Annotated in this window: 14 protein-coding genes; 8 read left to right on the forward strand and 6 right to left on the reverse strand. The window is 66.5% G+C overall.

What is annotated here, in order from left to right; genetic code table 11:
- The 3 genes from SR3_RS03655 to SR3_RS03665 form a co-directional block, all read right to left on the reverse strand.
- Nucleotides 1-2,769: beta strand repeat-containing protein (locus SR3_RS03655; protein ID WP_068080895.1), on the reverse strand; the 2,769-nt coding region annotated here is incomplete at its 3' end.
- 120 nt (nucleotides 2,770-2,889) lie between these two features.
- The gene (locus tag SR3_RS03660) at nucleotides 2,890-4,479 is read right to left on the reverse strand and encodes a TolC family protein (protein WP_068080898.1); all 1,590 of its coding nucleotides are present in this window, start codon (nucleotides 4,477-4,479) and stop codon (nucleotides 2,890-2,892) included.
- 201 nt (nucleotides 4,480-4,680) lie between these two features.
- Nucleotides 4,681-7,470: a bifunctional diguanylate cyclase/phosphodiesterase gene (locus tag SR3_RS03665; protein ID WP_068080901.1), complete on the reverse strand. Its 2,790-nt coding sequence runs from the start codon at nucleotides 7,468-7,470 to the stop codon at nucleotides 4,681-4,683.
- Nucleotides 7,471-7,969: 499 nt separating this feature from the next.
- On the opposite strand from SR3_RS03665, the gene SR3_RS03670 reads away from it, so the two are divergent.
- Nucleotides 7,970-8,941, forward strand: a complete 972-nt coding sequence (locus SR3_RS03670; protein ID WP_068080904.1) for a LysR family transcriptional regulator — start codon at nucleotides 7,970-7,972, stop codon at nucleotides 8,939-8,941.
- 203 nt (nucleotides 8,942-9,144) lie between these two features.
- Here the strand turns inward: SR3_RS03670 and SR3_RS03675 are convergent, their stop codons facing one another.
- Nucleotides 9,145-10,368, reverse strand: coding sequence for a nitrate/nitrite transporter (locus SR3_RS03675; protein ID WP_068080906.1), 1,224 nt, complete (start codon nucleotides 10,366-10,368; stop codon nucleotides 9,145-9,147).
- A gap of 107 nt (nucleotides 10,369-10,475) precedes the next feature.
- Between SR3_RS03675 and SR3_RS03680 the strand changes: the two genes are divergently transcribed.
- The 7 genes from SR3_RS03680 to cobA all read left to right on the forward strand — a co-directional run bounded on the left by SR3_RS03680 (nucleotide 10,476) and on the right by cobA (nucleotide 19,731).
- Nucleotides 10,476-12,164, forward strand: a complete 1,689-nt coding sequence (locus SR3_RS03680; RefSeq protein WP_068081311.1) for a bifunctional protein-serine/threonine kinase/phosphatase — start codon at nucleotides 10,476-10,478, stop codon at nucleotides 12,162-12,164.
- Between the two features lie 243 nt (nucleotides 12,165-12,407).
- Entirely contained in the window at nucleotides 12,408-12,989 is a 582-nt protein-coding gene (locus tag SR3_RS03685) for an ANTAR domain-containing response regulator (protein WP_068080909.1), read from the forward strand.
- Nucleotides 12,986-14,194, forward strand: a complete 1,209-nt coding sequence (locus SR3_RS03690; protein WP_068080917.1) for an ABC transporter substrate-binding protein — start codon at nucleotides 12,986-12,988, stop codon at nucleotides 14,192-14,194. Before SR3_RS03685 ends, SR3_RS03690 begins: the two co-directional genes overlap by 4 nt.
- A gap of 238 nt (nucleotides 14,195-14,432) precedes the next feature.
- On the forward strand, nucleotides 14,433-15,800 hold the full coding sequence (locus SR3_RS03695; RefSeq protein WP_245653756.1) for an alginate export family protein: 1,368 nt from the start codon (nucleotides 14,433-14,435) through the stop codon (nucleotides 15,798-15,800).
- A 234-nt stretch (nucleotides 15,801-16,034) separates the two neighbouring features.
- The gene (nirB, locus tag SR3_RS03700) at nucleotides 16,035-18,533 is read left to right on the forward strand and encodes a nitrite reductase large subunit NirB (protein ID WP_068080919.1); all 2,499 of its coding nucleotides are present in this window, start codon (nucleotides 16,035-16,037) and stop codon (nucleotides 18,531-18,533) included.
- The gene (nirD, locus tag SR3_RS03705; protein WP_068080922.1) at nucleotides 18,530-18,898 is read left to right on the forward strand and encodes a nitrite reductase small subunit NirD; all 369 of its coding nucleotides are present in this window, start codon (nucleotides 18,530-18,532) and stop codon (nucleotides 18,896-18,898) included. The genes nirB and nirD overlap by 4 nt, the downstream gene beginning before the upstream one ends.
- Nucleotides 18,899-18,948: 50 nt before the next feature.
- Nucleotides 18,949-19,731, forward strand: a complete 783-nt coding sequence (gene cobA, locus SR3_RS03710) for a uroporphyrinogen-III C-methyltransferase (RefSeq protein ID WP_068080924.1) — start codon at nucleotides 18,949-18,951, stop codon at nucleotides 19,729-19,731.
- Here the strand turns inward: cobA and mobA are convergent.
- Both mobA and SR3_RS03720 read right to left on the reverse strand, forming a co-directional pair.
- Entirely contained in the window at nucleotides 19,697-20,251 is a 555-nt protein-coding gene (gene mobA / locus SR3_RS03715; protein ID WP_068080928.1) for a molybdenum cofactor guanylyltransferase, read from the reverse strand. The two genes, cobA and mobA, sit on opposite strands and share 35 nt — an antisense overlap.
- A gap of 2 nt (nucleotides 20,252-20,253) precedes the next feature.
- On the reverse strand, nucleotides 20,254-22,515 hold the full coding sequence (locus tag SR3_RS03720; protein WP_068080933.1) for a lytic transglycosylase domain-containing protein: 2,262 nt from the start codon (nucleotides 22,513-22,515) through the stop codon (nucleotides 20,254-20,256).
- Nucleotides 22,516-22,534 lie beyond the last annotated feature (19 nt).

Consider the following 22,534-nt stretch of genomic DNA (forward strand, 5'->3'; position numbering starts at 1 on the left):
GCCGCCGGTGAGACCGTTCACGGCGTTGCCGAGCTGGCCGGTCAGGCTGTTGGCCGCGTTGCCGACCGTGCCGTTGAGGGCTCCGGTCAGGCCGCCCAGAGCGCCGTTCAGCGCAGTGGTGGGATCGCTCGCCAGGGTGCCCAGCTCGCCGTTCAGGGCGTTGGCCACCGAGCCCAGCGTGTTGCCGACCGAACCGGTCGCGCCGTTCACAGCGCCGGTCAGGCCGCCAAGGGCGCCGTTCAGGGCGGCAGTCGGATCGGTGGCGCCGCCAAGGCCATTGCCCAGCGCGCCCGTTAGGCCGTTCACGGCGTTGCCGACCGTGCCGTTCAGGGCGTTAGTCACCGTGCCCGTGGCGTTATCGACAAGGCCGTTCAGCGTCGAGGTGGGGTTGGCGCCGCTGCCCAGGCCGCCCGTCAGGCCGCCCAGGGCATTGTTCAGCGTGCCCGCCAGATCGCCGGTGCCAACGCCGCCGGTCAGCGCGCCAAGCGCCTCGTTCAGCGTGCCGGTCACGGGGCTCAGCGCGCCGTTGACGGCATTGGTGGCATTGCCCAGCGCGCTGTTCAGCGCCGAGGTGGGATCGGTGGTGCCAGCGCCGCCCAGAGCGCCGGTCAGGCCACCCAGAGCGCCTTCAAGCGCATTGCCGACACCCGTGCCGCCCGCGCCATTAAGGGCGCCGGTGACCTGGCCCAGCGCGCCATTGACCGCGCTGGTCAGATCGGTGCCGCCAGCAGCACCCGTCAGGCCGCCCAGAGCGCCGTTCAGCGCGTTCTCGACCGAGCCGACCGTGCCGTTGACCACATTGCCCACGCCGCCAAGGGCGCCGTTGATCGCGGCGACCGGATCCGTCGCGCCGCTTCCGCCGGTGAGGGCGCCCAGCGTGTCGCCCAGCGCGGTAAGGGGCGCCGAAGCGCCGGTGTTGCCGGCCGCGCCGGTCAGCTGACCCAGCGTGTCGCCCAGCGCCTGACCCACCACGCCGGTGACAGGGGCCAGCGCTTCGTTGAGCTGGCCGGTGGTGCTGCCCAGCACGCTGCCCAGCGTGTTGCCGATGGCGGCCGTGGGGCTGCCTGCGCCGTTGGGGATGCTGGAGAGGACATTGCCGACCAGCTCATTGGCCACGCCGTTCAGCCCTTCCACCGCTTCACGCACGGGGCCGCTCGAATTGACGAGGTTGGTGACGGGCGAAAGCGCCCCGGTCACGGGCGAGAGCGGGGCGGCAAGGCCGTTCAGGATGCCGGCCACGCCGCCGGTGGCGGCGGTGGCATCGTTCAGCGTGCTCAGCGTGTCGCTCAGCACCTGGCTCACCGGGGCCGTGACGGGCGAGAGGTCTTCGGTCAGATTGTTGACCGCCTGGCCCAGCGCGCTGTTGCCGGTGCTGCCGGGCAGGTTCAGCGAGCCGGTGACTGCGCCGCCGGTAAGGCCGCCGACCGTGCCGAGCAGGCTGTTCGCCACATCGCCGACAGGGCCGGTGACGGGGGCGAGGGCCTCACCCAGCGGGGCGGTGATGTTGGTGATGGCGGGCGTGAGGTTGCCGGTGAGGTTGGCGACATCGAGCGCCGAGCCCAGATTGATGTCGATGTCCTGACCCAGCAGGTTCTCGACCGGATCGAGATTGACGTTGGCGTTCAGGCCCGTGGTGCCCAGACCCGGGATCGCGGTGGCGGTGTTGACCACCAGATCGGTGTCGGTGGGGCTGTGGTCCACGGTGGGGCCGGTGGTGATGTTCAGGCCCGTGCTGCCGCCGGTGCCAAGGCCCGTGCCCAGACCACCCAGCACATCGTTCAGAGCGCCCGTGATGGGCGAGGTGTTGACGATGCTGCCCAGATTGAGGTCGATGTCCTGACCCAGCAGATGTTCGATGGGGTCGAGGTTGATGTTGGCGCCAAGGTTCACATCGCCCACGCCGGGCACATGATTGACGTCGACATTGGCGATCAGATCGGTGTCGGGCGTGGTGACGGGGCCGGTGGGATCCGTGGGGCCGGTGGGGCCACCGGGGCCATCGGTCGGGCCGGAGGGACCAGACGGGCCAGACGGCCCGGGGCCGCCGGGCGTTCCGGGCGTGCCATCATGGCCGTTGGTGCCGGGAGCGCCGGGATTGCCGTTCAGGCCGGGCGCACCGGGGGTGCCATCCGTGCCATTGCCGCCGCCGCCATTGCCGCCGTTCGAGCCGTTGGCGCCATTGGTGCCGCCGCTGCCGGGGACTTCGATGACCGTGGTGGTGCCCGGAGCGCCGGGGGCACCCGTGCCGCCGGTGCCGCCATTCACGCCGTCAGCGCCGTTCGTGCCAGTGCCGCCGATGTTGTTGGTGACGTTGGTCACCGAGGGGCCGGCGCCCTGAGCTGCCGCGGTGGCCTGATTGATCGCGTTCTGAACGTTCTGCGTCGCGGCGTTGAGCTGCCCCGCGCCGACTTCGGGCGTCAGATTGCCGGGCTGGCCCAGCGAGGCGGTCTGCTGCACGGGCTGAACGGCTGCGGTCAGGCCGCCGACCGTGCCGCCCTGCTCGGCCTGGTTGAAGTTCAGGCCGGGCAGGTTGCTGAAGGTGTTGCCGCTGCTGAGCGGAGTTGCTGCCAGATTGTTAACCGGACCAAGGCCGCCCGTCAGGCTGCTGTCGAGGTGATTCGCGATGCCGCTTGCAACCGTTTGCGGGGTCGAAGCGAGGCTGCCTGCAGCCTGATCGAGACTGCTCAGGGGCGAGAGGTTTCCGCTAAGGCCAAGGGTATCAACCGCTTCGTAGACCTTGGCATCAAGATTGGTGTCAGGATCGGGCATCGTCTTCAAGCTCCTAAGCGGCACACGTGAGGTTCCGCACTCTTCCAACTTAGCCCTTCAGGCCTATTGGGCCGTGAAACGGGGCCTAGCTGATCGCGCAGGGAGCGCGCATGCAAAGGATTAACGATAAAAATCCCTAGTTGCGGTGGCGGCGAGATTGCCGGTGGAAATGGCGGAAGTCCGGGCGTCTGGCGTTGGCGGCGTGACAGGCGGAGACGCCTGGCTGACGGCGGGCGTTGAGACCGGCGGTTGCGTGCTTGCCGTGGGTGGCGCCATCTTGCGATGCAGGGGGGACGAGGGCGTTGAAGGCGCCGCATCGCTCGGCGTGACCGGCAGGATCGTGGGGATGGGGGCCACAACCTCTGCCGGGGCGGGCGGGCCGCCCATGGCGCGGTAAATGTCGATGGTGGCGTTCATGCGGTCGCGGCGGGCCTCGATCAGGGCGCGGCGGCTGGCGATTTCATTGGCGCGGGCATCCGTCACCACATTGATCGGCACTTCGCCTTCCAGATAGGCCGCCTGCGCCACACGGGCCGAGCGGCCCACCGCATCGATCGAAAGCAGCCACAGCCTTTCGCGCGCCTGCGCCGAGGATTGCGCGGCCAGGCCGCTGACAGCCTCACGCAAACCGTTAAGCTGGGTTTTACGATAGGCGGCCAGCGCATCGTCGCTGATGGCATGGGCCTCCTGATTGCGGGCGGTGATCGCGCCGCCCTGGAACAGCGCGGCAAACAGCGTGCCGCCCGCGCTGGCCAAGGCCGCGAAGCCGCCCCCCGTGGCGATGCCGACCACGCCGCTGGCGCTCAGCTTGACGCTGGGCAGGCGCGAGGCGCGCACCGATTTCTCGTCGAAGCGCGCGCCTTCCAGCCGGTCGGCGGCGGCGAGGATATCGGGGCGGCGGGCCAGCAGGTCGCTGGGCTGAACCTCACCCAGCGAAGGCAGGGCCAGATTGGTGAAGGGCATGGGCGAGAGCTGCATCTGCCCCGGCTCCTGATTGACCAGCACGGCGAGGCTGGCCAGCACCTCCTGCCGGTTTTCCCGCAGCACTTCGAGCTGGGCCAGCAGGCTAGCCTGCTGTTGCACCACAAGACCGGATTCGAAGGCGCCGGATTCATGCTCGGCGGTGCGGATCAGGATCAGCCGGGCGAGGTTGTCGACCATGCCTTTTTGCGTGCTGAGCGTGGCGAGTTCGGCGTCGATCGCGGAGATGGCGATATAGGCCCGCGCGATCTCCGAGGAGAGCGAGAGGCGCAGCGCGGCAAGATCCTGCTGGCTGGCCTTCAAGCGCGACCTTTCGCCGCGGCGGGCGGCGCGGTTGGCGCCGAACAGGTCGAGATCGTAGCCGATGTCGATCTCGGCGCTGGGCAGCAGGCCCGATTGCAGGATGTCACCCACCACCGTGGTGTTTTTGGTGCCATTGGCCGAGGCCGAGACATAGGGGAAGAATTTGGAACTGGCCGCCTTGAGCCGCGCGCGGGCGACAGTGAGGCGGGCCTTGGCGCTGGCCATATCCTGGTTGGCGGCAAGGCCCTGCGCGATCAGCGAGGACAGTTCGGGCGAACCGAAACCGGCCCAGAATTCGGCGTCCGCGGTGGGCAGGGCGATAAAGCCCGGTTGGGGCGGGCAGTCTTGCGTGCAGGGGGGCGGGGTCTTGGAGTGCTTGGCCAAAGCCGGTTGCGGCAGGGCGCAGGCCAGCGTGGCGGCACTCAAGGCGGTGCCGAGTTGTCCCTTACGGTGTCTCAAATTTTGGAAAAAAGAAACCATAAGCAGCTTTTAACCACGAAGCCGATACGATCCGGCAAATGGAGCCTGCGGGGAAATGCTGAGGGGAAAGTTCCTAGTTAACCCGCCATTTTCTATTCTTGGTCTTGTTTTTTCACGTCTTGGAGCATTGTTAATCTTCTCCGGCCTTTACAGAATGGCGCGGTCCAGATCGCCGTGCGAAGGCAGCTCCATCGGCATGCCGTAATAATAACCCTGCGCCTCGTCACAGCCTTCCTGCGCCAGCAGGGCGACATGTTCGGCGGTTTCCACGCCCTCGGCCAGCACGGGGATGCCCAGATTGCGGCCCAGACTTGCCACGGCGCGGATGATCATCACCGCCTGATGACTGGTGGAGGCCTGCAGCATGAACGACTTGTCGATCTTGATCTTGTCGAAGGGGAAGGCATGCAGCGTATCGAGCGAGGAATAGCCCGTGCCGAAATCATCCATCGCGATGGAGATGCCCAAAGCCTTGATCTGGCGCAGCACATGCAGGGCGCGGGCCTTGTCGGCGATGATCGCGCTTTCGGTGATTTCCAGCACCAGGCGGCGGGCAGGCAAGCCGCTGTCGATCAGGATCTGGGCGACATGGCGCACCAGATCGGGCTGCATCAGCTGGATCGCGGAAAGGTTAACCGCCACGCTCAGATCATCGGGCCACCCTGCGGCATCGTTGCAGGCGCGGCGCAGCACCCATTGGCCGATGGCGATGATCTCTCCGGTTTCCTCGGCCACGGGGATGAAGACATCGGGCGAGACCACGCCCAGCCTGCTGTGGTTCCAGCGGATCAGCGCCTCATAGCCGGTGAGGTCTCCCGTCGCGACGCGGTGCTGGGGTTGGTAGAGCAGGTGGAACTCGTCGCGCACGATGGCCATGCGCAGATCGGCGGCGATCTGGCGACGGGTGCGGGCGGCGCGATCCATGCCGCTTTCGTAATAGGCGATGTTGCCCGCCACGCTGGCTTTCGCGCGCTGGGCGGCCAGATCGGCGTTGTTGAGCAGAGCCTCGGGCGTTTCGGCATCGAGCGGGGCCACCGCGATGCCGAAGCGGGCTGTCAGGACGATGGGGGTTTCCTCGCTGTCGAAAGGCTGATCGAAGCAGGCGGCGAGGCGGCCCACAAAGACATCGAGATCGCTGTCGCCTGTCAGCTGCTTGCCTGCCGCGAATTCGTCACCGGCAAGGCGGGCCACCATTTCTCCTTCATGCAGCACCGCGTTAAGGCGCGCGGCAAGCTCCACCATCACCCGGTCGCCCACGGCTTGGCCGCGCAGATCGTTGACCTCCTTGAAGCTGTTGAGGTCGAAGGCGATCAGGGCGAAATGCTTGTCCTGCGCATGGGCACGGGCCAGTTCCGCCTCCATCCAGGCGCTGAAGCGGGCGCGGTTGGGCAGGTCGGTGAGCGCATCATGGCTGGCGAGATAGGCGATGCGCGCCTCGGAGCGGCGGCGGTCGGTGATGTCCTCGAAGGTGGCGACAAGGCCGCCATCGGGCAGGGTGCGGCTGACGATGGACAGCACCAGATTCTCGTCGAATTCGCCGATGGTCGGCCCGGCATCGGCGCTGCGCACGGCCTGGCACATCATGGCGGCCATCGCTTGCCCATGCCCGCCGTCATGAAGGGGCGGGGTCAGGCGGGAGGCCAGCGCCCGGGCGCATAGAAGGTCCAGATCGAGGCCGGCGGGCAGATCCTCCTCGTCCAGCTCCCACATCTGCGCGAAACGCCGGTTGTGCAGCACCAGACGATGCCGCGCATCGAGCAGGCACAGGCCCAGATGCATGTTGTCCAGCGCGGTGTCGAGCTGGGCGGTCAGCCTTTCCAGCCGGTCCTGATCCTCTTTCAGGCGGGTCATGTCGCGGGTGATCTTGGCCAGGCCGATGGGGCGGCCATCGGCATCGGCGATCAGCTCCAGCGAGAAATGGGCCCAGAAGGAGGAGCCATCCCGCCGCCGCCGCCAGCCTTCGCCGGTGTATTTGCCGCTTTCCAGCGCCGTGGTCAGGATTTTGGCGGGGGTGCCGCGCGCGCGGTCGGTCGGCGTGTGGAAGATCGAGACATGGCGGCCCACCACCTCGGCCTCGTCATAGCCCAGCAGGCGCTGGGCGCCCGCGTTCCAGTTGGCGATATGCCCGTCAAGGGTGAGCATATAGAGCGCGTAATCGGAAATGCCGCGCGCCAGCAGGGCGAAGTCGCGCTCACTGGCGTGGATCGCCTCGCGGTTGCGGCGGCTGGTGATCAGCACGATCAGGCAATTGGCCACCACGATCAGCGCCGCCACCGCGATGGCCGCCGCCATGGTCTGGGTGGAGAGGATCAGACCGTCGTTGACGCTCAGGCGCTGCGGGGTGAGCCGGATGGCGGCCACGCCGGTAAAATGCAGCAGCAGCACCGCAAGGCAGGCCAGCGAGGCCGCTTTCAGGCTGCTGCGATACCCGTGACCATCAAGGCAAAGGATCATCGCCGGATAGAGCGGCGCGACGGAAAAGATCAGCGAGAGGGCGACAAAATGCCAGTCCAGCGCGATGCGCATCGGCAGGGCCAGCGCCATCATGCCGACATAATGCATGCCCGAAATGCCCATGCCCACCGCCACAGCGCCCAGCGCCTGCATGGCGCGCTGGCGAAAGCGCAGCGCCAGCGAAAAGCCCAGCCAGGTGGAGATGGCGGCAATGCTGAGCGAAGCCAGCGTGGGCCCCGGGCGGAAGCCGATGGCGGCGCCGGGCAGATAGCCCAGCATGGCGATGAAATGGGTGGCCCAGATGGTGAAGCCCGCCGTCAGCCCGGCCACGGCCACCCAGCGCGTGGAACGCTCGGGCCAGGAGTCACGCGCCTGCCGCATCAGCAGCACGGCGCAGAGCGCGCCGACCATGCAGACCAGCCCGGCGAGCAGGATCAGCCGATGGTCGTGTTGGTCGCGCAGGCACATCCAGAAAGAGGTCATAGGCGCCCTGTTGGGGGATTCTGTTCGAGGTCTGGTCCCGCTGCCGCTCGAAAAGTCCCGGAATTTCGGTGATCCCGCTTTAGCCCATCGCGGTGAACGGCCTGCTAAGCCTGATATCCGGGGAATGAGGGATGACCCGTAAAAGGCGGTGGCCGCCGCAGGCCATCATGCATCGGGCATATAATGGATATGACGCCAGGGATATGTCGGGTTTTGCTTGCGTTCTGATATTGCGAATCTATATCAATATCTCGAACGCAGGAGCCGCCGATGATCTTCTCTTCCCTCACCGGTTTTCATGCCGGAAAGATTGTCTGGTCCGCGGGCCTGTTTCAACCCTCGGGCCGGTTCCCTTCGCCAGCCCGTTCCCTTGCTGCGGCTGAGTGGGCCATCGCTCAGCCTCGGTGGGCACCCCAGCCGCTCCCCGCTCCCTCGCCCGGCGCGTCTGGAGCGGCTGCGGGTGCCGCACCTTCCCTTGCGATGGCGCTCTGAGGTTTCCATGGCGACCCATCCTCTCTCTCATCAGGCGCTCTGCGGCGCCTCGGGCGGGTTTCATCCCGCGACGGTGGACCTCAATCTGCTGCGCATTCTGGCGGTGGTGCTCAACCGCCGCAACGTGACCGGCGCAGCCGAGCATCTGGGCATGAGCCAGCCGGCCGTCAGCCGCTCGCTGGCGCGGCTGCGCAATCTTTTCGGCGATCCGCTGCTGATCCGCGCCAATGGCCGCATGCAGCTGACGCATTACGCGCAATGCATCGCCGAGCCGCTGACCTCATGGCTGGAGGGCGTGTCCTCGCTGGTCAGCGTGGCGCCTTTCGTGCCCGAAACGCTGACGCGGCGCTTTCGTATCGCCACCAGCGATTATGGCGCTTTAACCGTTGTGGGTTCGGCGCTGGGCGCCGTGATGGATCAGGCCCCGCATGCCGCCATCGACATCCTGCCGCTGTCCCGCGACAGTTATCGCGCTCTGGCGGCGGGCGATGTCGATCTGATCCTGACGGGCGGCGAGGCCGATCCGACCCAGCATCACCAGCGCCAGCTCTTCGCGGACGATCTGGTCTGCGTGATGGCCCCCGATCATCCATGGCTGGCAAGCCCGCAGGCTGCCTCAGGCCGGATGGCGCTGAGTGAATATCTCGAATGCCCCCATATCGCTCTGGTCCCGACGCATGACGGCAAGGATGCGATGGAAGGGCAGGGCGGCGCCATCGGCAAGGCTCGCCGCGTGGTGATGACGCTGCCCTATGCCCATCTGGCGCCTGCCATGCTCACCGGACCTCTGCTGGCCACAGTGCCAAGGCGCCTCGCCATGGAGCAGAATTGTGGCCTGTGGCGCATCGTCGAAGCGCCCCGCGAATTGGGCCACTTCATCTATCGCGCGCTCTGGAGCGAGCGCAGCCGGGGCGATCAGGCCTTGTCCTGGCTGATCGATCTGCTGGCGCAAACATCTGAAAAGCCTGCTCTGCGTTAAAAGAATAAAGAAAACGAAGCCCGGTGCAGCTGGTGGGTCAGCGCCAAGGGCTTCGCTGCGAGGCATCGGTTCGAATCTGGCTCGGACCGGTGCCTCAACCGCCCGGGCGTCATGTCTCCACCATGGCGTCCGGGCCCTTGGCCGACCTTGGGCCGAGCAACTGGGGGTGTGTGGAGTGGGTCCGCACACCCCTTCTTCTTTGGTCAGATGCGAACGCCCTGCACGGCGGCGCCCCAGGTGGTGCGCCAGCGGCGCTTCACGCTGGTCAGCCCGGCCAGCGCCACCAGAGCCAGCGCGGCGAAGATCAGAAAGCCCATCGACTGCGTGCCGGTGAACTGCTTGGCCAGACCCAGCGACGACGCCAGATAGAACCCGCCCACGCCGCCGCCGAAACCGACCAGCCCGGTCATCACGCCGATCTCCTGCCGGAAGCGCTGAGGCACCAGCTGGAACACCGCGCCATTGCCGACGCCCAGCGTGGCCATGGTGGCGAAGAAGAGCGGGAACATCACCGGGAAGGCCACGGGTGCGAAAGCGATGATCGCCAGCAGCATCGCCGCCACGGCATAGACCATGCTCAAGGTGCGGATGCCGCCGATGCGGTCAGCCAGAGCGCCGCCCAGCGGGCGCACCATCGATCCGGCAAAGACGCAGCTGGCGGTGGCGTAACCGGCGTAGATCGGGGTGAGGCCCAGCTCGGTGGTGTAGAAGATCGGCAGCGAGGAAGACAGGCCCACAAAGCCGCCGAAGGTCACGCCGTAGAACAGGATGAACCACCAGGCATCGGCCTGGGCCAGCATCTTGAAATAGCCCGCAACATACTCGCCCAAGGGTTTGGGGGCGGGCTGGTTGGGGCTGTCCTTGGCGAAGATCACGAAGGCGATCAGCACGATGGTGGCCGGGATGGTGGCCAGCGCCAGCACATCGCTCCAGCCGAAGATCTTCGCCAGCAGCGGCGCGAAGATGGCGGCAAAGACCGTGCCCGAATTGCCCATGCCGGCAATGCCCATCGCCTTGCCCTGATGCTGGGGCGGATACCAGCGCCCGGCCAGCGGCAGCGCCACCGAGAAGGAGGCCCCCGCAAAGCCCAGCACGACGCCCAGCGCGATCAGCCCGTCCATGGTGGTGACGCCCAGACGCCAGGCGCCCAGCAATCCGGTGATGACGATGATCTGGCTGATGATGCCGGTGGTCTTCTGCCCGATGCGATCGGCCAGAAAGCCGTTGACGAGACGCAGCACCGCGCCCGCCAGCGTCGGCACCGCGACGACAAAGCCCTTCTGCGCCGGGCTGAGGCCCATCACCTTGGAGAAGATCGGCGCCAGCGGGCCCAGCAGGTTCCACACCATGAAGGCCACGTCGAAATAGAGGAAGGCCATGATCAGCGTGGGCCGGTGGCCGGATTTCCAGAAAGTGTCGTCAGTCATCGGTCGATGCTCCCCCCGGGGCGTTTGGATTGATGGATGAAACCGGCTTGACGGGCCGGGTGAAGGGCGGTCCCAATCGCGTGCATACGGGCACGGGAGGGACGCACGTGGTTCAGGACGGCAGATTGTGGGTCGCGGTGGGTTGGGCCAGCGGTCAGGGCCCGCGCGCCGACAATCAGGATTTCGCGGGCGCCTGGCTGGGCAGCGAGACCGAGCGGGCGCGCCACGGCATGGTCGCCGCTCTGGCCGATGGCGTCAGCGGCGGCAGGCAGGGGCGCGCGGCGGCTGAGCTGGCAGTGCGCACGCTGATCGAGGGCTATTACGCGCAGCCCGACACCATCGGCGTGGCGGCGGCGGTGGAGCGCGTGATGGCCCCCTACAACCGCTGGCTGGCCGCGATGGGGCGCGGCGAGACCATGGCTCACACCGCCACAACTTTCACCGGATTGGTGATGCGTGGCCGCAAGGCGCATGTGCTGCATGTGGGCGACAGCCGAGCGTGGCATCTGCGCGGTGACACGCTGCGCCAGATCACCAGCGATCACACCCATTCCCATCCGGATCGCCGCCATATCCTGCTGCGCGCTCTGGGGCTGGAAGACCAGCTGCGGCTGGATCATCATGAACTTGCACTCGCCGAGCATGACCGCCTGCTGCTGACCAGCGATGGCGTTCATGGTCTGCTCAACCCGCGCCGCCTGAGCGCCTTGCTGGGCGTGCGCCATTCGGCGCAGGCCGATGCCGAGGCGATTGTCGAGGCGGCGCTGGCAGCCGGCGGGCAGGACAATGCAACCGCTTTGGTGATCGATGTGGTCAGCCTGCCGGCGGTCAGCCATGATGCCATTGCGGGCGGTCTCGCCGCTTTGCCGATCCTGCCGCCGCCGCATGAGGGCGAAAGCGTCGATGGCTTTGCGCTGGAGGCCTTGCTCTCCGACGGGCGCTACACCCGCCTGTTCCGCGCCCGCGATACGGCGGGCGGGCAGGCGGTGGTGGTGAAGTTTCCCAAGCCATCTTTGCTGTCCGAAAGCGGGGCGCGGGCGGCTTTCGCGCGCGAAATGCTGGTGGGCAGCCGCGTGGCCAGCCCCTTTGTCGGCGCGGCCTATCCCGTCGCCGCCGAGCGCCAGACCCGGCTCTATGGCGTCCAGCCCTATTACGAGGGGCAGACGCTGGAGGTGCGGCTGGCGCATCCCGTCTCGCTGCGAGAGGGGATGCGCATCGCCATTGCCCTGACGCGCGGCGTGGCAGCGCTCCATCGCCTGGGCATCATCCACCGCGACATCAAGCCCGAGAATGTGATCCTTGGGGAGGATGGCAGCGTGCGGCTGATCGATCTGGGCGTCGCCCGTCTGCCGCGCGTCGAGGATTTCGCCCATGATGAAATCCCCGGCACGCCCTCCTTCATGGCGCCCGAAATGTTCGGCGGGCATGCTGGCGATGAGGCCACCGACCAGTTCGCGCTGGGCGTCTGCCTGTGGCGCCTCTTCGCGCAAAGCTGGCCCTATGGCGAGGTGGAAGCCTTCAGCCGCCCGCGTTTCCGCCGCCCCGATGCGCCCGGCAAGGCCCGCCCCGATCTGCCCGCATGGGCCGAGGCGGTGCTGATGCGTTGCGTCGCCATCGAGCCGGGCGAGCGTTTCGGCGATGTGGTCGACCTGCTGCGCGCGCTGGAAGGCGGCGCCGCGGTCGAGCGTCGCCCGACGCGGCCCTTGCCACTGATCGAGCGTTATCCGGTGCGCTTTTGGCAGGCTGTCAGCCTTGTACTGCTGATCGCGCTGGTTGCGTCTCTGGTGCTGAAATGACAACGGCGTACACAACGACATGGGCCAATCTCCCGAAGGAAGGACCGATCCGATGGACCGGCGGCGCCATTGCCGAAGCGAGGATGGAAAAGCGGTGAGGCGTGGAGCCATCACCATGGCCGGGCGCGTCTTTGCGCATGGCCTTGCAACCGAGAATGCCGATTCGCGCCTTTTGATGCAAGTGCGAAATCACATCCCGATGCCCCATTGCCAAGCGGCGCCGCTCGCGCCACCCTCGCACGCATGCGTGTAGCCATCGTCGATGAAAGCGCCGTGCGGGCCTCGGTGATCCGGGAAGGCCTTGCCGCGCTTGAGGATTGCGAGATCTTTGTCGTCACCGAAAGGCGGGGCCTTGTCGCGCGCATGGGCCAGATCGATCCCGACATCGTGCTGATGGATCTGGGCAACCCCAGCCGCGACGTGCTTGAGGAATATTTCGCTGTCAGCCGCGTGCTGGACCGGCCCATCGCCATGTTCGTGGACGAATCGGACGAGGAATCGATCGGGGCCAGCATCGATGCCGGGGTTTCGGCCTATGTGGTCGATGGGTTCGCGCCCCATCGCATCCGCACCATCCTCGATCTGGCGATCCGGCGGTTCCGTGCCTATTCCCGCCTGCAATCGGATCTGGCCGAAGCGCGCGGGCGCCTTGCCGAGCGCGAGGCCGTCGATGCCGCCAAGCGCATCCTGATGACCAGCCGCCGCATCAGCGAGCCGGAGGCCTATGCCGAATTGCGCAAGACGGCGATGAACCAGGGGCGCCGCATCGCCGAGATCGCCGATGCCGTCGTCACCGCGCACAGACTGATGGGAGGCCATGCGTGAGCGAAGAATTTTCCATCGGTTTCCTGCCGTTGGTCGATGCGGCCCTGCCGATCCTGGCGCATGAGGAAGGCTTTGCGCGGGCCGAGGGCCTGTCGCTGCGGCTGGTCAAGGATGTCAGCTGGGCCACCGTTCAGGACCGGTTGCTCTACGGGCAGACGGACGCCGCGCATATGGTCGCGCCGCTGGCCATCGCCACCACGTTGGGGCGCGGGCGGCCCGCCCAGCCGCTGTCGGTGCCCTTTGTGCTGGGGCTCAACGGCAATGCCATCACGCTGCGCAGCGATCTGGCGGCAAGGGTCAGCCCGCAAGGCCAGCTGGGCGATCCGGCGCTGGTGGGCGCGGCTCTGCGCGCCGTGGTGGAGGAGCGTGTCGCGGCGGGAAAACTGCTGCGTTTCGGGGTGGTGCATCGCTATTCCAGCCATAATTACATGCTGCGCTACTGGCTTTCGGCCTGCGGTATTCGGCCTGACAAGGATGTGGAGATCGCCACCGTGCCGCCGCCCTTCTGCGCCGATGCGCTGGAGGCGGGCGAGGTTGACGGCATTTGCGTGGGCGAGCCCTGGAACAGTGTCGCGGTCGAGCGCGGGGCAGGGACCATCGTGCTGGCCACGGCGCAGATCTGGCGGCGCGGCGTGGAAAAGGTGCTGGCCATGCGTGAGCCGGTGCTGGAGGAACGGCGCGCAGAGGTCGAGGCGCTGGTGCGCGCGCTGCGCCGTGCCGCGCAGCATTTCGTCGATCCCGCCGCGCTGGGCGAGCATGCGCGTATTCTGGCCCGGCCCGAATATCTCGGCGGCAATGCCGAGCTGATCGAGCGGGCTCTGGCCGATCGTCTGCTGCTGCATCGTGGTGACAAGCTGATCCACTTCCCTGATTTCATGTTCCAATATCGCGAGGCGGCCAACTTCCCCTGGGTCAGCCAGGCGCAATGGCTCTACAGCCAGATGGCGCGTTGGGAGGGGATGGCGGTCACGCAGGAGGATGCGGCGCGTGCCGGCCGGGTGTTCCGCCCGGATGTCTATCGGGCCGCGCTGCTGGGCACCGATGAGCCGCTTCCGGGGGCCAGTTCCAAGGTGGAAGGCAGCCTCAACCAGATCACCGCCGTCTCCACGCAGCAGGGCAATATGATCCTGGAAGACAACCGTTTCTTTGATGGGCGCATCTTCGATCCGCTGGATGTGACAGGCTATGTCGCCGATTTGCCATAACGGTGCGTTCTAAAAATTAGTCTTCGCGCTCGCAAAAATAGGGTTTGCCAGAAACGCGGCTGATCCCCTAGCCTTCTTCGCAGATGCAAGGTGCGGCTCAAGGATGAGCCGCGAGGAACCTGCATCGGACAGCAACAATGCGTGGCAAGGACGCCGCCCGGTTAACCCCATCAGGGGCTGATCGAGGCGGCTTTTTCGTGTTGAGGCGATGATCTGCCAGGCTTGCGGTGAGGGCCGCATGTCTGAGGGCATCGCTGCGTCCTGCCATCGCCATATCGAACAGGGGGATATGATGGGGACGTTCAAAACCACCCGTGCTCTGGCACTGGCCGCGATGGCCGCACCATTGGCCTGGGGCGCGCCTGCACGGGCCGATGGCACGCCTGCGCAGCCGAAATTTGGTGATCCAATCACCGTCGGCGATGGCGTCACCTTCGATCCCATGCTGGATATGCGGCTGCGCTGGGAGGATGTCGACGCCACCAGCAAGAGCGCCGATGCCGTCACCCTGCGCACCCGCGCCGGTTTCGAGATCAGGGACGCCTCCACCCATCTGGGCTTTTTGGCCGAGGCGGTGGGCACGCTGGCCTTCGATAAGGGCTACAACGCCTTTCCCTATGCGGTGCCCGGCAACAACCAGTATCGCCCGTCGCTGGCGACCATTGCCGATCCGCAGACTTTGGGCCTCAACCGCGTGCAAATCCAGTACGCTACAAAGGCGTTGACGCTGACCGTGGGCCGCCAGCGCATCAACCTTGATGATCAGCGCTTTGTCGGCTCGGTGGGCTGGCGGCAGAATGAGCAGGTCTTCGATGCAGCCCGCGCGCAGGTGCATCAGGGCGTGTTCGATCTGGATGCCACCTATGCCATCCAGCAGCATTCGATTTATGGGGCCTATGGCAATCCGCGCGATTACTATTCGGGCAAATTCATTTTCGTGAATGGCGGGGTGAAGGATGGGCCGATCACGCTGAAGGGCTTTGCCTATCTGCTCGATTACGACAAGACCGGCTTTATCAACCTGCCTGCCGCGCGCGGCCAACTCGACAGTTCTCAGACCTATGGCATGCGCTTCGCCACGCTGCTGCCTCTGGCGAAAACAGTCTCTCTGGGGTTGACCGGCAGCTATGCCCGCCAATCGAATTACGGCAACAACACAAGGGGTTATGGTGTTAACTATTTCCTCGGCGATGCCGCGCTGACAATCCACAACCAGACCGCCAATGTCGGTTATGAGCTGATGGGCGCCGATGCCAATGCGGTGGGCGGCACATGGTCGATGCAGACGCCGATGGCCACGCTGCACAAGTTCGACGGCTGGGCGGACATCTTCCTCACCACGCCCAATGCGGGCCTTGGCGACACCTATGTGGGCCTTTCGGGGAAATTTCCCAAGGTGAAGGTTCTGCCCGGGCTCACCTATGCCGCCAGCTATCACTGGTTCGGCAGCGATGTGGGCAATGTGAAATTCGGCAATGAGTTCGATGCCTCGGTCGGCCTCAAGACGGGCAGGGTGGGATGGCTGGTGAAATATGCCAGCTATGTCGCCAAGGGCTTTGGTGTTGATACCAGAAAGTTCTGGCTGGAGGCCGATTTCGGCTTTTGAAACCTCTGCTTCCCCCCATTTCGCTGCGCTGCAAAAAAGTTGCTTGGCGAAAGCGGGTGGAAGCGGTAAATTGCTTTCACACCATCTGATCTCGCCGCCCAAAGAGGGGCGATTCGCCGGGGTCGGGTGCTTCATCATTTCATTTGCGTGGCAACGTCGCCGCCTCGATCCAGCCTTTCGGCTTGGGTTCGTGGCGGCTTTTTGCGTTGGCGCGTCTGTCCGGGGAGCTACGCCATGACCGCCCTTCATCCCATCCCGACCGACCGGCCCGAAAGGCTGATCGTCATCGGCAACGGCATGGCCGGATGCCGAGCCGTCGAGGAGATTCTGGCGCGCGATGCCACGCGCTACACGGTGACGATCTTCGGCGCCGAACCCCGGGTCAATTACAACCGCATCATGCTGTCCCCCGTGCTGGCGGGCGAGAAGACCTTCGACGACATCGTCATCAACGGCGCCGACTGGTATGCGCAGAACAACATCACCCTGATTTCGGGCGATCCGGTGGTCTCCATCGATCGCGCCGGTCAGACGGTCACCGCCAGATCGGGCCGCACCGAACCCTATGACCGCCTGCTGATCGCCACCGGCTCCGATCCCTTTATCATCCCGGTGCCGGGCAAGGATCTGCCGGGCGTCGTCACCTTCCGCGATCTCGACGATGTCGACAAGATGCTGGCCGCTGCCGAAAAAGGCGGCCATGCGGTGGTGATCGGTGGCGGGTTGCTGGGGCTGGAGGCAGCACACGGCCTTGCCTTGCGCGGCATGGATGTGACGGTGCTGCATCTGATGCCCACGCTGATGGAGCGCCAGCTCGATGAGGCCGCCGGCTGGCTGCTCAAAAGCGAGCTGGAGCGCCGTGGCCAGACCATCCTGACCGGCGCCGACACCGCCGCGATCCTTGAGAAGGACGGTCATGTCGCCGGTGTCCGCCTGAAGGACGGCAAGGAAATTCCCGCCGACATCGTGGTGATGGCGGTCGGCATCCGGCCCTCCACGGGCCTTGCCAGGCTGGCCGGGCTGGAGGTGGAGCGCGGCATTCTGGTCGATGACCATATGCTCACCAGCGATCCGGCGATCATGGCCGTGGGCGAATGCGTGCAGCATCGCGGGGCGTGCTATGGTCTGGTCGCGCCGCTGTGGGAGATGTGCCGCAGCCTTGCCGATGCCGCCACCGGCACGCCCAGCGGCTATGAGGGGTCCGTCACCTCCACCAAGCTGAAGGTGTCGGGGATCGATCTGTTCTCGGCGGGCGATTTCTCCGGCGGGGAGGGCTGTGAGGACATCGTGATGCGCGATGCCGCGCGCGGGCTCTACAAGCGGGTGATCGTCAAGGAGAACAAGCTGGTCGGCGCGGTGCTTTATGGCGACACCGCCGACGGCAACTGGTATTTCGACCTGCTGAAGCGCGGCGAGGATATTGCCGACATCCGCGAGGCGCTGATCTTCGGTCAGGCCTTCGCTATGGGCGGTGGTGCCTCGAATGATCCGCATGCGGCGGTGGCGGCGCTTTCCGAGGATGCCGAGATCTGCGGCTGCAACGGCGTCACCAAGGGCATGGTGGTGTCCACCATCCATGGCGGGGCCTGCTCGCTCGATGCGGTGCGCAGCCAGTGCAAGGCCTCGGCCTCCTGCGGCAGCTGCACCGGGCTGGTGGAAAGCCTGCTGGCCATCACGCTGGGCGATGAGGTGAAGGCGGGGCCCAAGACGCTCTGCAAATGCACCAAGTTCAGCCATGACGATGTGCGCCGCCTGATCCTCGAAAAGGAATTGAAGGCCATCCCGCAGGTCATGCAGGAACTGCACTGGACCACGCCCGATGGCTGCGCCTCCTGCCGCCCGGCGCTCAACTATTACCTGCTCTGCGCCTGGCCGGGCGTTTATGTCGACGATCAGCGCAGCCGTTTCGTCAATGAGCGCATGCATGCCAACATTCAGAAGGACGGCACCTATTCGGTCGTCCCGCGCATGTGGGGCGGGGTGACCACCCCCAACGAGCTGCGCGCTATCGCCGACGCCGCCGACAAATATGGCGCCCGCATGGTGAAGGTGACGGGCGGGCAGCGCCTCGATCTCTTCGGCATCAAAAAGGAGGATCTGCCCGACATCTGGGCCGATCTGAACGCCGCCGGGATGGTCTCGGGCCATGCCTATGGCAAGTCGCTGCGCACGGTGAAGACCTGCGTGGGTTCCGAATGGTGTCGCTTCGGGACGCAGGATTCCACCGGGCTGGGTATCAAGACCGAGCAGATGACCTGGGGCAGCTGGATGCCTCACAAGTTCAAGATCGCCGTCAGCGGCTGCCCGCGCAATTGCGCCGAGGCGACGATCAAGGACTTCGGCGTGATCTGCGTGGACAGCGGCTATGAGCTGCATGTCGGCGGCAATGGCGGCATCCATCTGCGCGGCACCGATCTGTTGTGCAAGGTGGCCACCGAGCGGGAGGCGTTGGATATCTGCGCCGCCTTCATCCAGCTCTATCGTGAGCAGGCGTGGTATCTGGAACGCACCGCGCCGTGGATCGAGCGTGTCGGTCTCGATCATGTGAAGGCCGGGCTTTTCGATGATCCCGAGGCCGTGCAGCACCTGGCTGCCCGCTTCCGCTATTCGCAAAGCTTTATGCAGGACGACCCATGGGCCCGCCGCGCCAAGGGCGAGGATGCCGAATTGCACCAGCATCTGGCGGAGTTCCGCCCCTTTCCCACCATGCAGATCAAGGAGGCCGCGGAATGATCGGCGATTGGCTCGATATTGGCCCCGTAACCCAGATCAGCCCCGGCAATGCCCGCACCCTGCCGGTGCAGGCCCCCAACGGTGAAAACCTTGAGGAGATCGCCATCTTCCACACGATGGGCGGCGAGTTCTTCGCGCTGGTCAACAAATGCCCGCACAAGCATGGGCCGCTTTCGCAAGGCATCGTCCATGGCACGGTGGTGACCTGCCCGCTGCACAGCTGGAACATCAGCCTGAAAACCGGCCATGCGCTGGGTGACGACAAGGGCTGCGTGCCGACCGTGCCGCTGAAAGTCGATGCCGGGCGCCTCTATCTGCTGCGCGAGGCGGTGATCGGCGCCATGGCGCCCGAGCGCGCCGCCTGAGTATACGCCCGGCGCTTTTGCCGCTATCATGACCTTTATGGAGACCAGCCATGAGTGATGATTTCCCTGCCGGCATGGTCTGGCTGGTCGGCGCGGGGCCGGGGGATGCAGAGCTGCTCACCCGCAAGGCCGAAAGGCTGATCCGCGCCGCCGATGTCATCTTCTACGACGCGCTGGTCGGTGCGGGCGTGCTGGCGCTGGCCCGTGCGGAAACGCGGCTGGTCGGCGTGGGCAAGCGCTCTGGCCGGCACAGCAAGGCGCAGGAAAGCATCAACGATCTGCTGCTGGAGGCCGCGCGTGAAGACCTGAAGGTGGTACGCCTGAAAGGCGGCGACCCCTCGATCTTCGGCCGCAGCGCCGAGGAGATGGATCACCTTGCCGCCCATGGTGTGCCCTTGCGGGTCTGCCCTGGCGTGACCACGGCCAGCGCGGCGGCGGCGGGCGGACAGGCCTCGCTCACCCTGCGCGGCGCGGCGCGGGGGATCACCTTCGTCACCGCGCATCTGAAGGCTGGCGAACCGCTCAAGCTGGATTGGGAAGCTCTGGCCCGCCCGCATGCCACGCTAGGCATCTATATGGGCCGCGCGGCGGCGGGCGAGATTGCCCGCCAGTTGATCGCCGCCGGGCGCGATCCGGAAACGCCGGTGATGGTGGCGGTGAATGTCTCGCGCCCCGATGAACGCCTGATCCGGGGCAAGCTGGCGGCCCTGTCTTTCCTTGTCGCCACGATCAGCGATGATGACCCCACCCTGCTGCTGATCGGTGAGGCTGTCGCCCCGCGTGGACAGGGCCGTTTCGTCAGCGTGGAAGAGGTGCTGAAGGCGGAGCGTTAACCAGCGCGTCCAGATCGCTGGGCCGGTTGATGTTGGGCAGCACCAGATCGGGCATGGTGACGATGCGGGGGCCAACCCGCTCGATCCAGCCATGGATCGAATGCTTGCTGGTTTCGGCCAGATGCCGGTCCAACAGTTCGGCCAGAGTGGCGGGCCACCATGCGGCCAGCGGCTGGCCTTCCAGCACCGCCGCGCCTTCACCGATCAGCGCATGGGCCAGAGCAGGCGGAAAGCTGGGCATATCGCAGCCGGTGACCAGCACGCCGTCGAAACCACCCGCCTCGGCTTCATGCAGCGCGGCGTTCAGCCCACCCAGCGGACCCATATCGGGCGCGGGGCGATCCGCCAGCACGCGGGCGCCGGGATGGGGATGGCCGCAGACCACCACCTCTTCGCAAAAGGGCGCTAGCGCCGCCCGCGCATGATCGAGCAGGCTTACGCCCTCCAGCAAGGCCTGCGCCTTGTCGCTGCCGAAGCGCGATGAGCGCCCGCCCGCCAGAACGGCGCCCAGCACGCGCATCCTCAGTTCGCGCCCGGCGGGATCTGCTGCACCACCGGTTGCGAGACAAAGCCATCGGCCGGCGCGCTATCCACCGGAGCGGGGGGCAGGGCGGTGACGGGTGCTGGCGCGGGCACCTTGATAAAGTGGCTGAGCGGGGTGTTGCCCCGGCTCATCTTGGCGCGGGACGGGTTCATCGCCTCATAAACCACGGCGTTTTCCAGCACATGCTGCACATAGCCGCGCGTCTCGCTGAAGGGGATCTTCTCGATCCAGTCGACCCAGTTGTCGGTCGAGCCGCCGCGCGGATCGCCGCGCGCCGCCAGCCATTTGCGCACATTGCCGCCGCCAGCGTTATAGGCCGCGATCGCCAGCGGATACGATCCGTTGAAGCCCGCCAGCACCCGCGCGAAATAGGCGTCGCCCAACTGCAGATTGGCCTGCGGATCGCTGCTAAGCGTGGATGGGCTATAGACCATGCCCAGCTTGCGCGCCTGATCGGCGGCGGTGGCGGGCATCAGCTGCATCAGGCCCCGCGCGCCGGTGCGGCTGATGGCATACTGGCTGAACTGGCTTTCCTGCCTTGTGATGGCATGGTCGATGGTCCAGTTGGCCCCGGCGGGCACCGGCATCAGCGGGAACGCCATGGCCCGGAAACCGGGAATATCGAGGTTCTCCGCCGCTTGCCCTCCGATCACGCCCAGATCGCGGCGGCCGATGCTGTGGGCGAAATCCTCCAGCAGCACGAAATCCTGCTCGGTTTTCGCCTGATCGGCCAGTTCGCGGAAGAATTTGATCGCGGTGGTCCAGTCGGTGTCGCGCGCCAGTTCGCGCGCGGCCTGAGCGATGGGGCGGGCGGCAAAAGCGGCGCGGGCGCGGGCGTCGGGCGTGGGGTGACGCGGATCGCCCAGCGGGGGCAGCGGCAGGCCAAGGCGTTCGAGCGAGAGCATGCCATGATACTCATCGGCAAAGGCCGAGGCGGACTGGAAATAGGTGCGGGCCTGAGAGGATTGCCCCGCCTTTTCCAGCGCGCGACCGGCCCAATAATAGCCCTTGGCGCGGGTCTGGGGCGTGCGGGCGGCTCCGGCATAGCGGGCGAACAAGGTCGAGGCCGACATGTAATCGCTCTGCGCCCACATCGCCTGCGAGGCGCCCAGCCACATCAGCGAGGTGTAATCGTCACGCACGCCAAAGGCCTGCCGCGAGATGTCTGTGCCCGGGGCGAAGCCGTTCTGCGCGTTCAGGGCCACATTGATCGCGGTGCGCGGATCGGCGGCGCGGGCGGCCATCAGGTTCGATTGCACCCAGCGGCGGGCGTCCAGCGCCGCCTTTGTCGGCGTGGGGCGCTGGGCATACATGCTGGCCGCCTCATAGGCGCGGCTCTGGCGGAAGAGCATGCGGGCGCGGTCGACCAGATAGCCGGGATCGGACAGCATTTCCGCGCTGGGTGGCGGCACCACCGGCGCGGGCGGCGGCGGGGGCGGCGCGTAGGAGGAGGTTGGCACCGGCGTGGTGAACAGGCCAGGGTTGGCGGCGCGGGTGGCGGCCTCCATCGCGGCGGCATCGTCGGAGGGCTGGACGCTGCCATTGGGCGCGTCGCTGCCGCCATTGGCGCTCTGGATGGCGAGGCGCGCCTGAGCCACCGCCTGAAGCGAGGGGCTGGCATAGGGCAGCACGCGTTGGGCCTGCGTGCGGTTGCCGTCCCACAGCACGGCATCGAGGCGGGCGTTCTGATCGTCCTGCGTGAAGCTGTTGCCCCAGCGCTGCTGGATCGCGGTTTCCGCCGTGTCGGCCATGGTGCCGCCGCGCCATGCCGCGCGGGCCACCTGCGCGGCCTCGGGGCGGCCCACCTGTGCCAGAGCCAGCGCATATTGCGCGCGGGCCGGGTTGGTGAGCGGGGGGAAGCGGTCGAAGAAGGCCACAAGGCGACCGGCATCCACCGGATAGAGCGCGAGGGATTTCTCCGCATTCATGCGCATGCGGGTCTCATCGGGCAGGCCGGGCCATGCCAGCAGGAAGCTGGCATAGGCATCGAAGCCCGCCGAATCGGTGCCCACCAGCTGGCGCCAGCGGCTGATCGCCGGGCCGATGCTGCCCGGCGCGGTGCTGAGAAGCTGGGCGCGGGCGCGGTCCCATTCCGATCCGTCCTGACACTGCGCGGGGGCGGCCATGCAGACCAGCACGGTCAGCGAAAGCGCGGCGATCCGGCGGTGCAGGCGCGCTGCCTTCGCGCGCGGAGAGGGGGAAGCCATGACAGGAGCGGGGGCGAAGGAAGGGGTGGACATATGGGGCAATGGCTCCCTA

The sequence above is a fragment of the Novosphingobium rosa NBRC 15208 genome (assembly GCF_001598555.1).
Taxonomy (GTDB): Bacteria; Pseudomonadota; Alphaproteobacteria; order Sphingomonadales; family Sphingomonadaceae; genus Novosphingobium; species Novosphingobium rosa.

Excerpts from the sequence above, each read along its gene's own strand:
- nirD (WP_068080922.1), top strand. The coding sequence starts at position 18,530 with ATGATCGGCGATTGGCTCGATATTGGCCCCGTAACCCAGATCAGCCCC.
- cobA (WP_068080924.1), top strand. The coding sequence starts at position 18,949 with ATGAGTGATGATTTCCCTGCCGGCATGGTCTGGCTGGTCGGCGCGGGG.
- SR3_RS03675 (WP_068080906.1), bottom strand. The coding sequence starts at position 10,368 with ATGACTGACGACACTTTCTGGAAATCCGGCCACCGGCCCACGCTGATC.
- SR3_RS03670 (WP_068080904.1), top strand. The coding sequence starts at position 7,970 with ATGGCGACCCATCCTCTCTCTCATCAGGCGCTCTGCGGCGCCTCGGGC.
- SR3_RS03665 (WP_068080901.1), bottom strand. The coding sequence starts at position 7,470 with ATGACCTCTTTCTGGATGTGCCTGCGCGACCAACACGACCATCGGCTG.
- SR3_RS03685 (WP_068080909.1), top strand. The coding sequence starts at position 12,408 with ATGCGTGTAGCCATCGTCGATGAAAGCGCCGTGCGGGCCTCGGTGATC.
- mobA (WP_068080928.1), bottom strand. The coding sequence starts at position 20,251 with ATGCGCGTGCTGGGCGCCGTTCTGGCGGGCGGGCGCTCATCGCGCTTC.
- SR3_RS03695 (WP_245653756.1), top strand. The coding sequence starts at position 14,433 with ATGTCTGAGGGCATCGCTGCGTCCTGCCATCGCCATATCGAACAGGGG.
- SR3_RS03720 (WP_068080933.1), bottom strand. The coding sequence starts at position 22,515 with ATGTCCACCCCTTCCTTCGCCCCCGCTCCTGTCATGGCTTCCCCCTCT.
- nirB (WP_068080919.1), top strand. The coding sequence starts at position 16,035 with ATGACCGCCCTTCATCCCATCCCGACCGACCGGCCCGAAAGGCTGATC.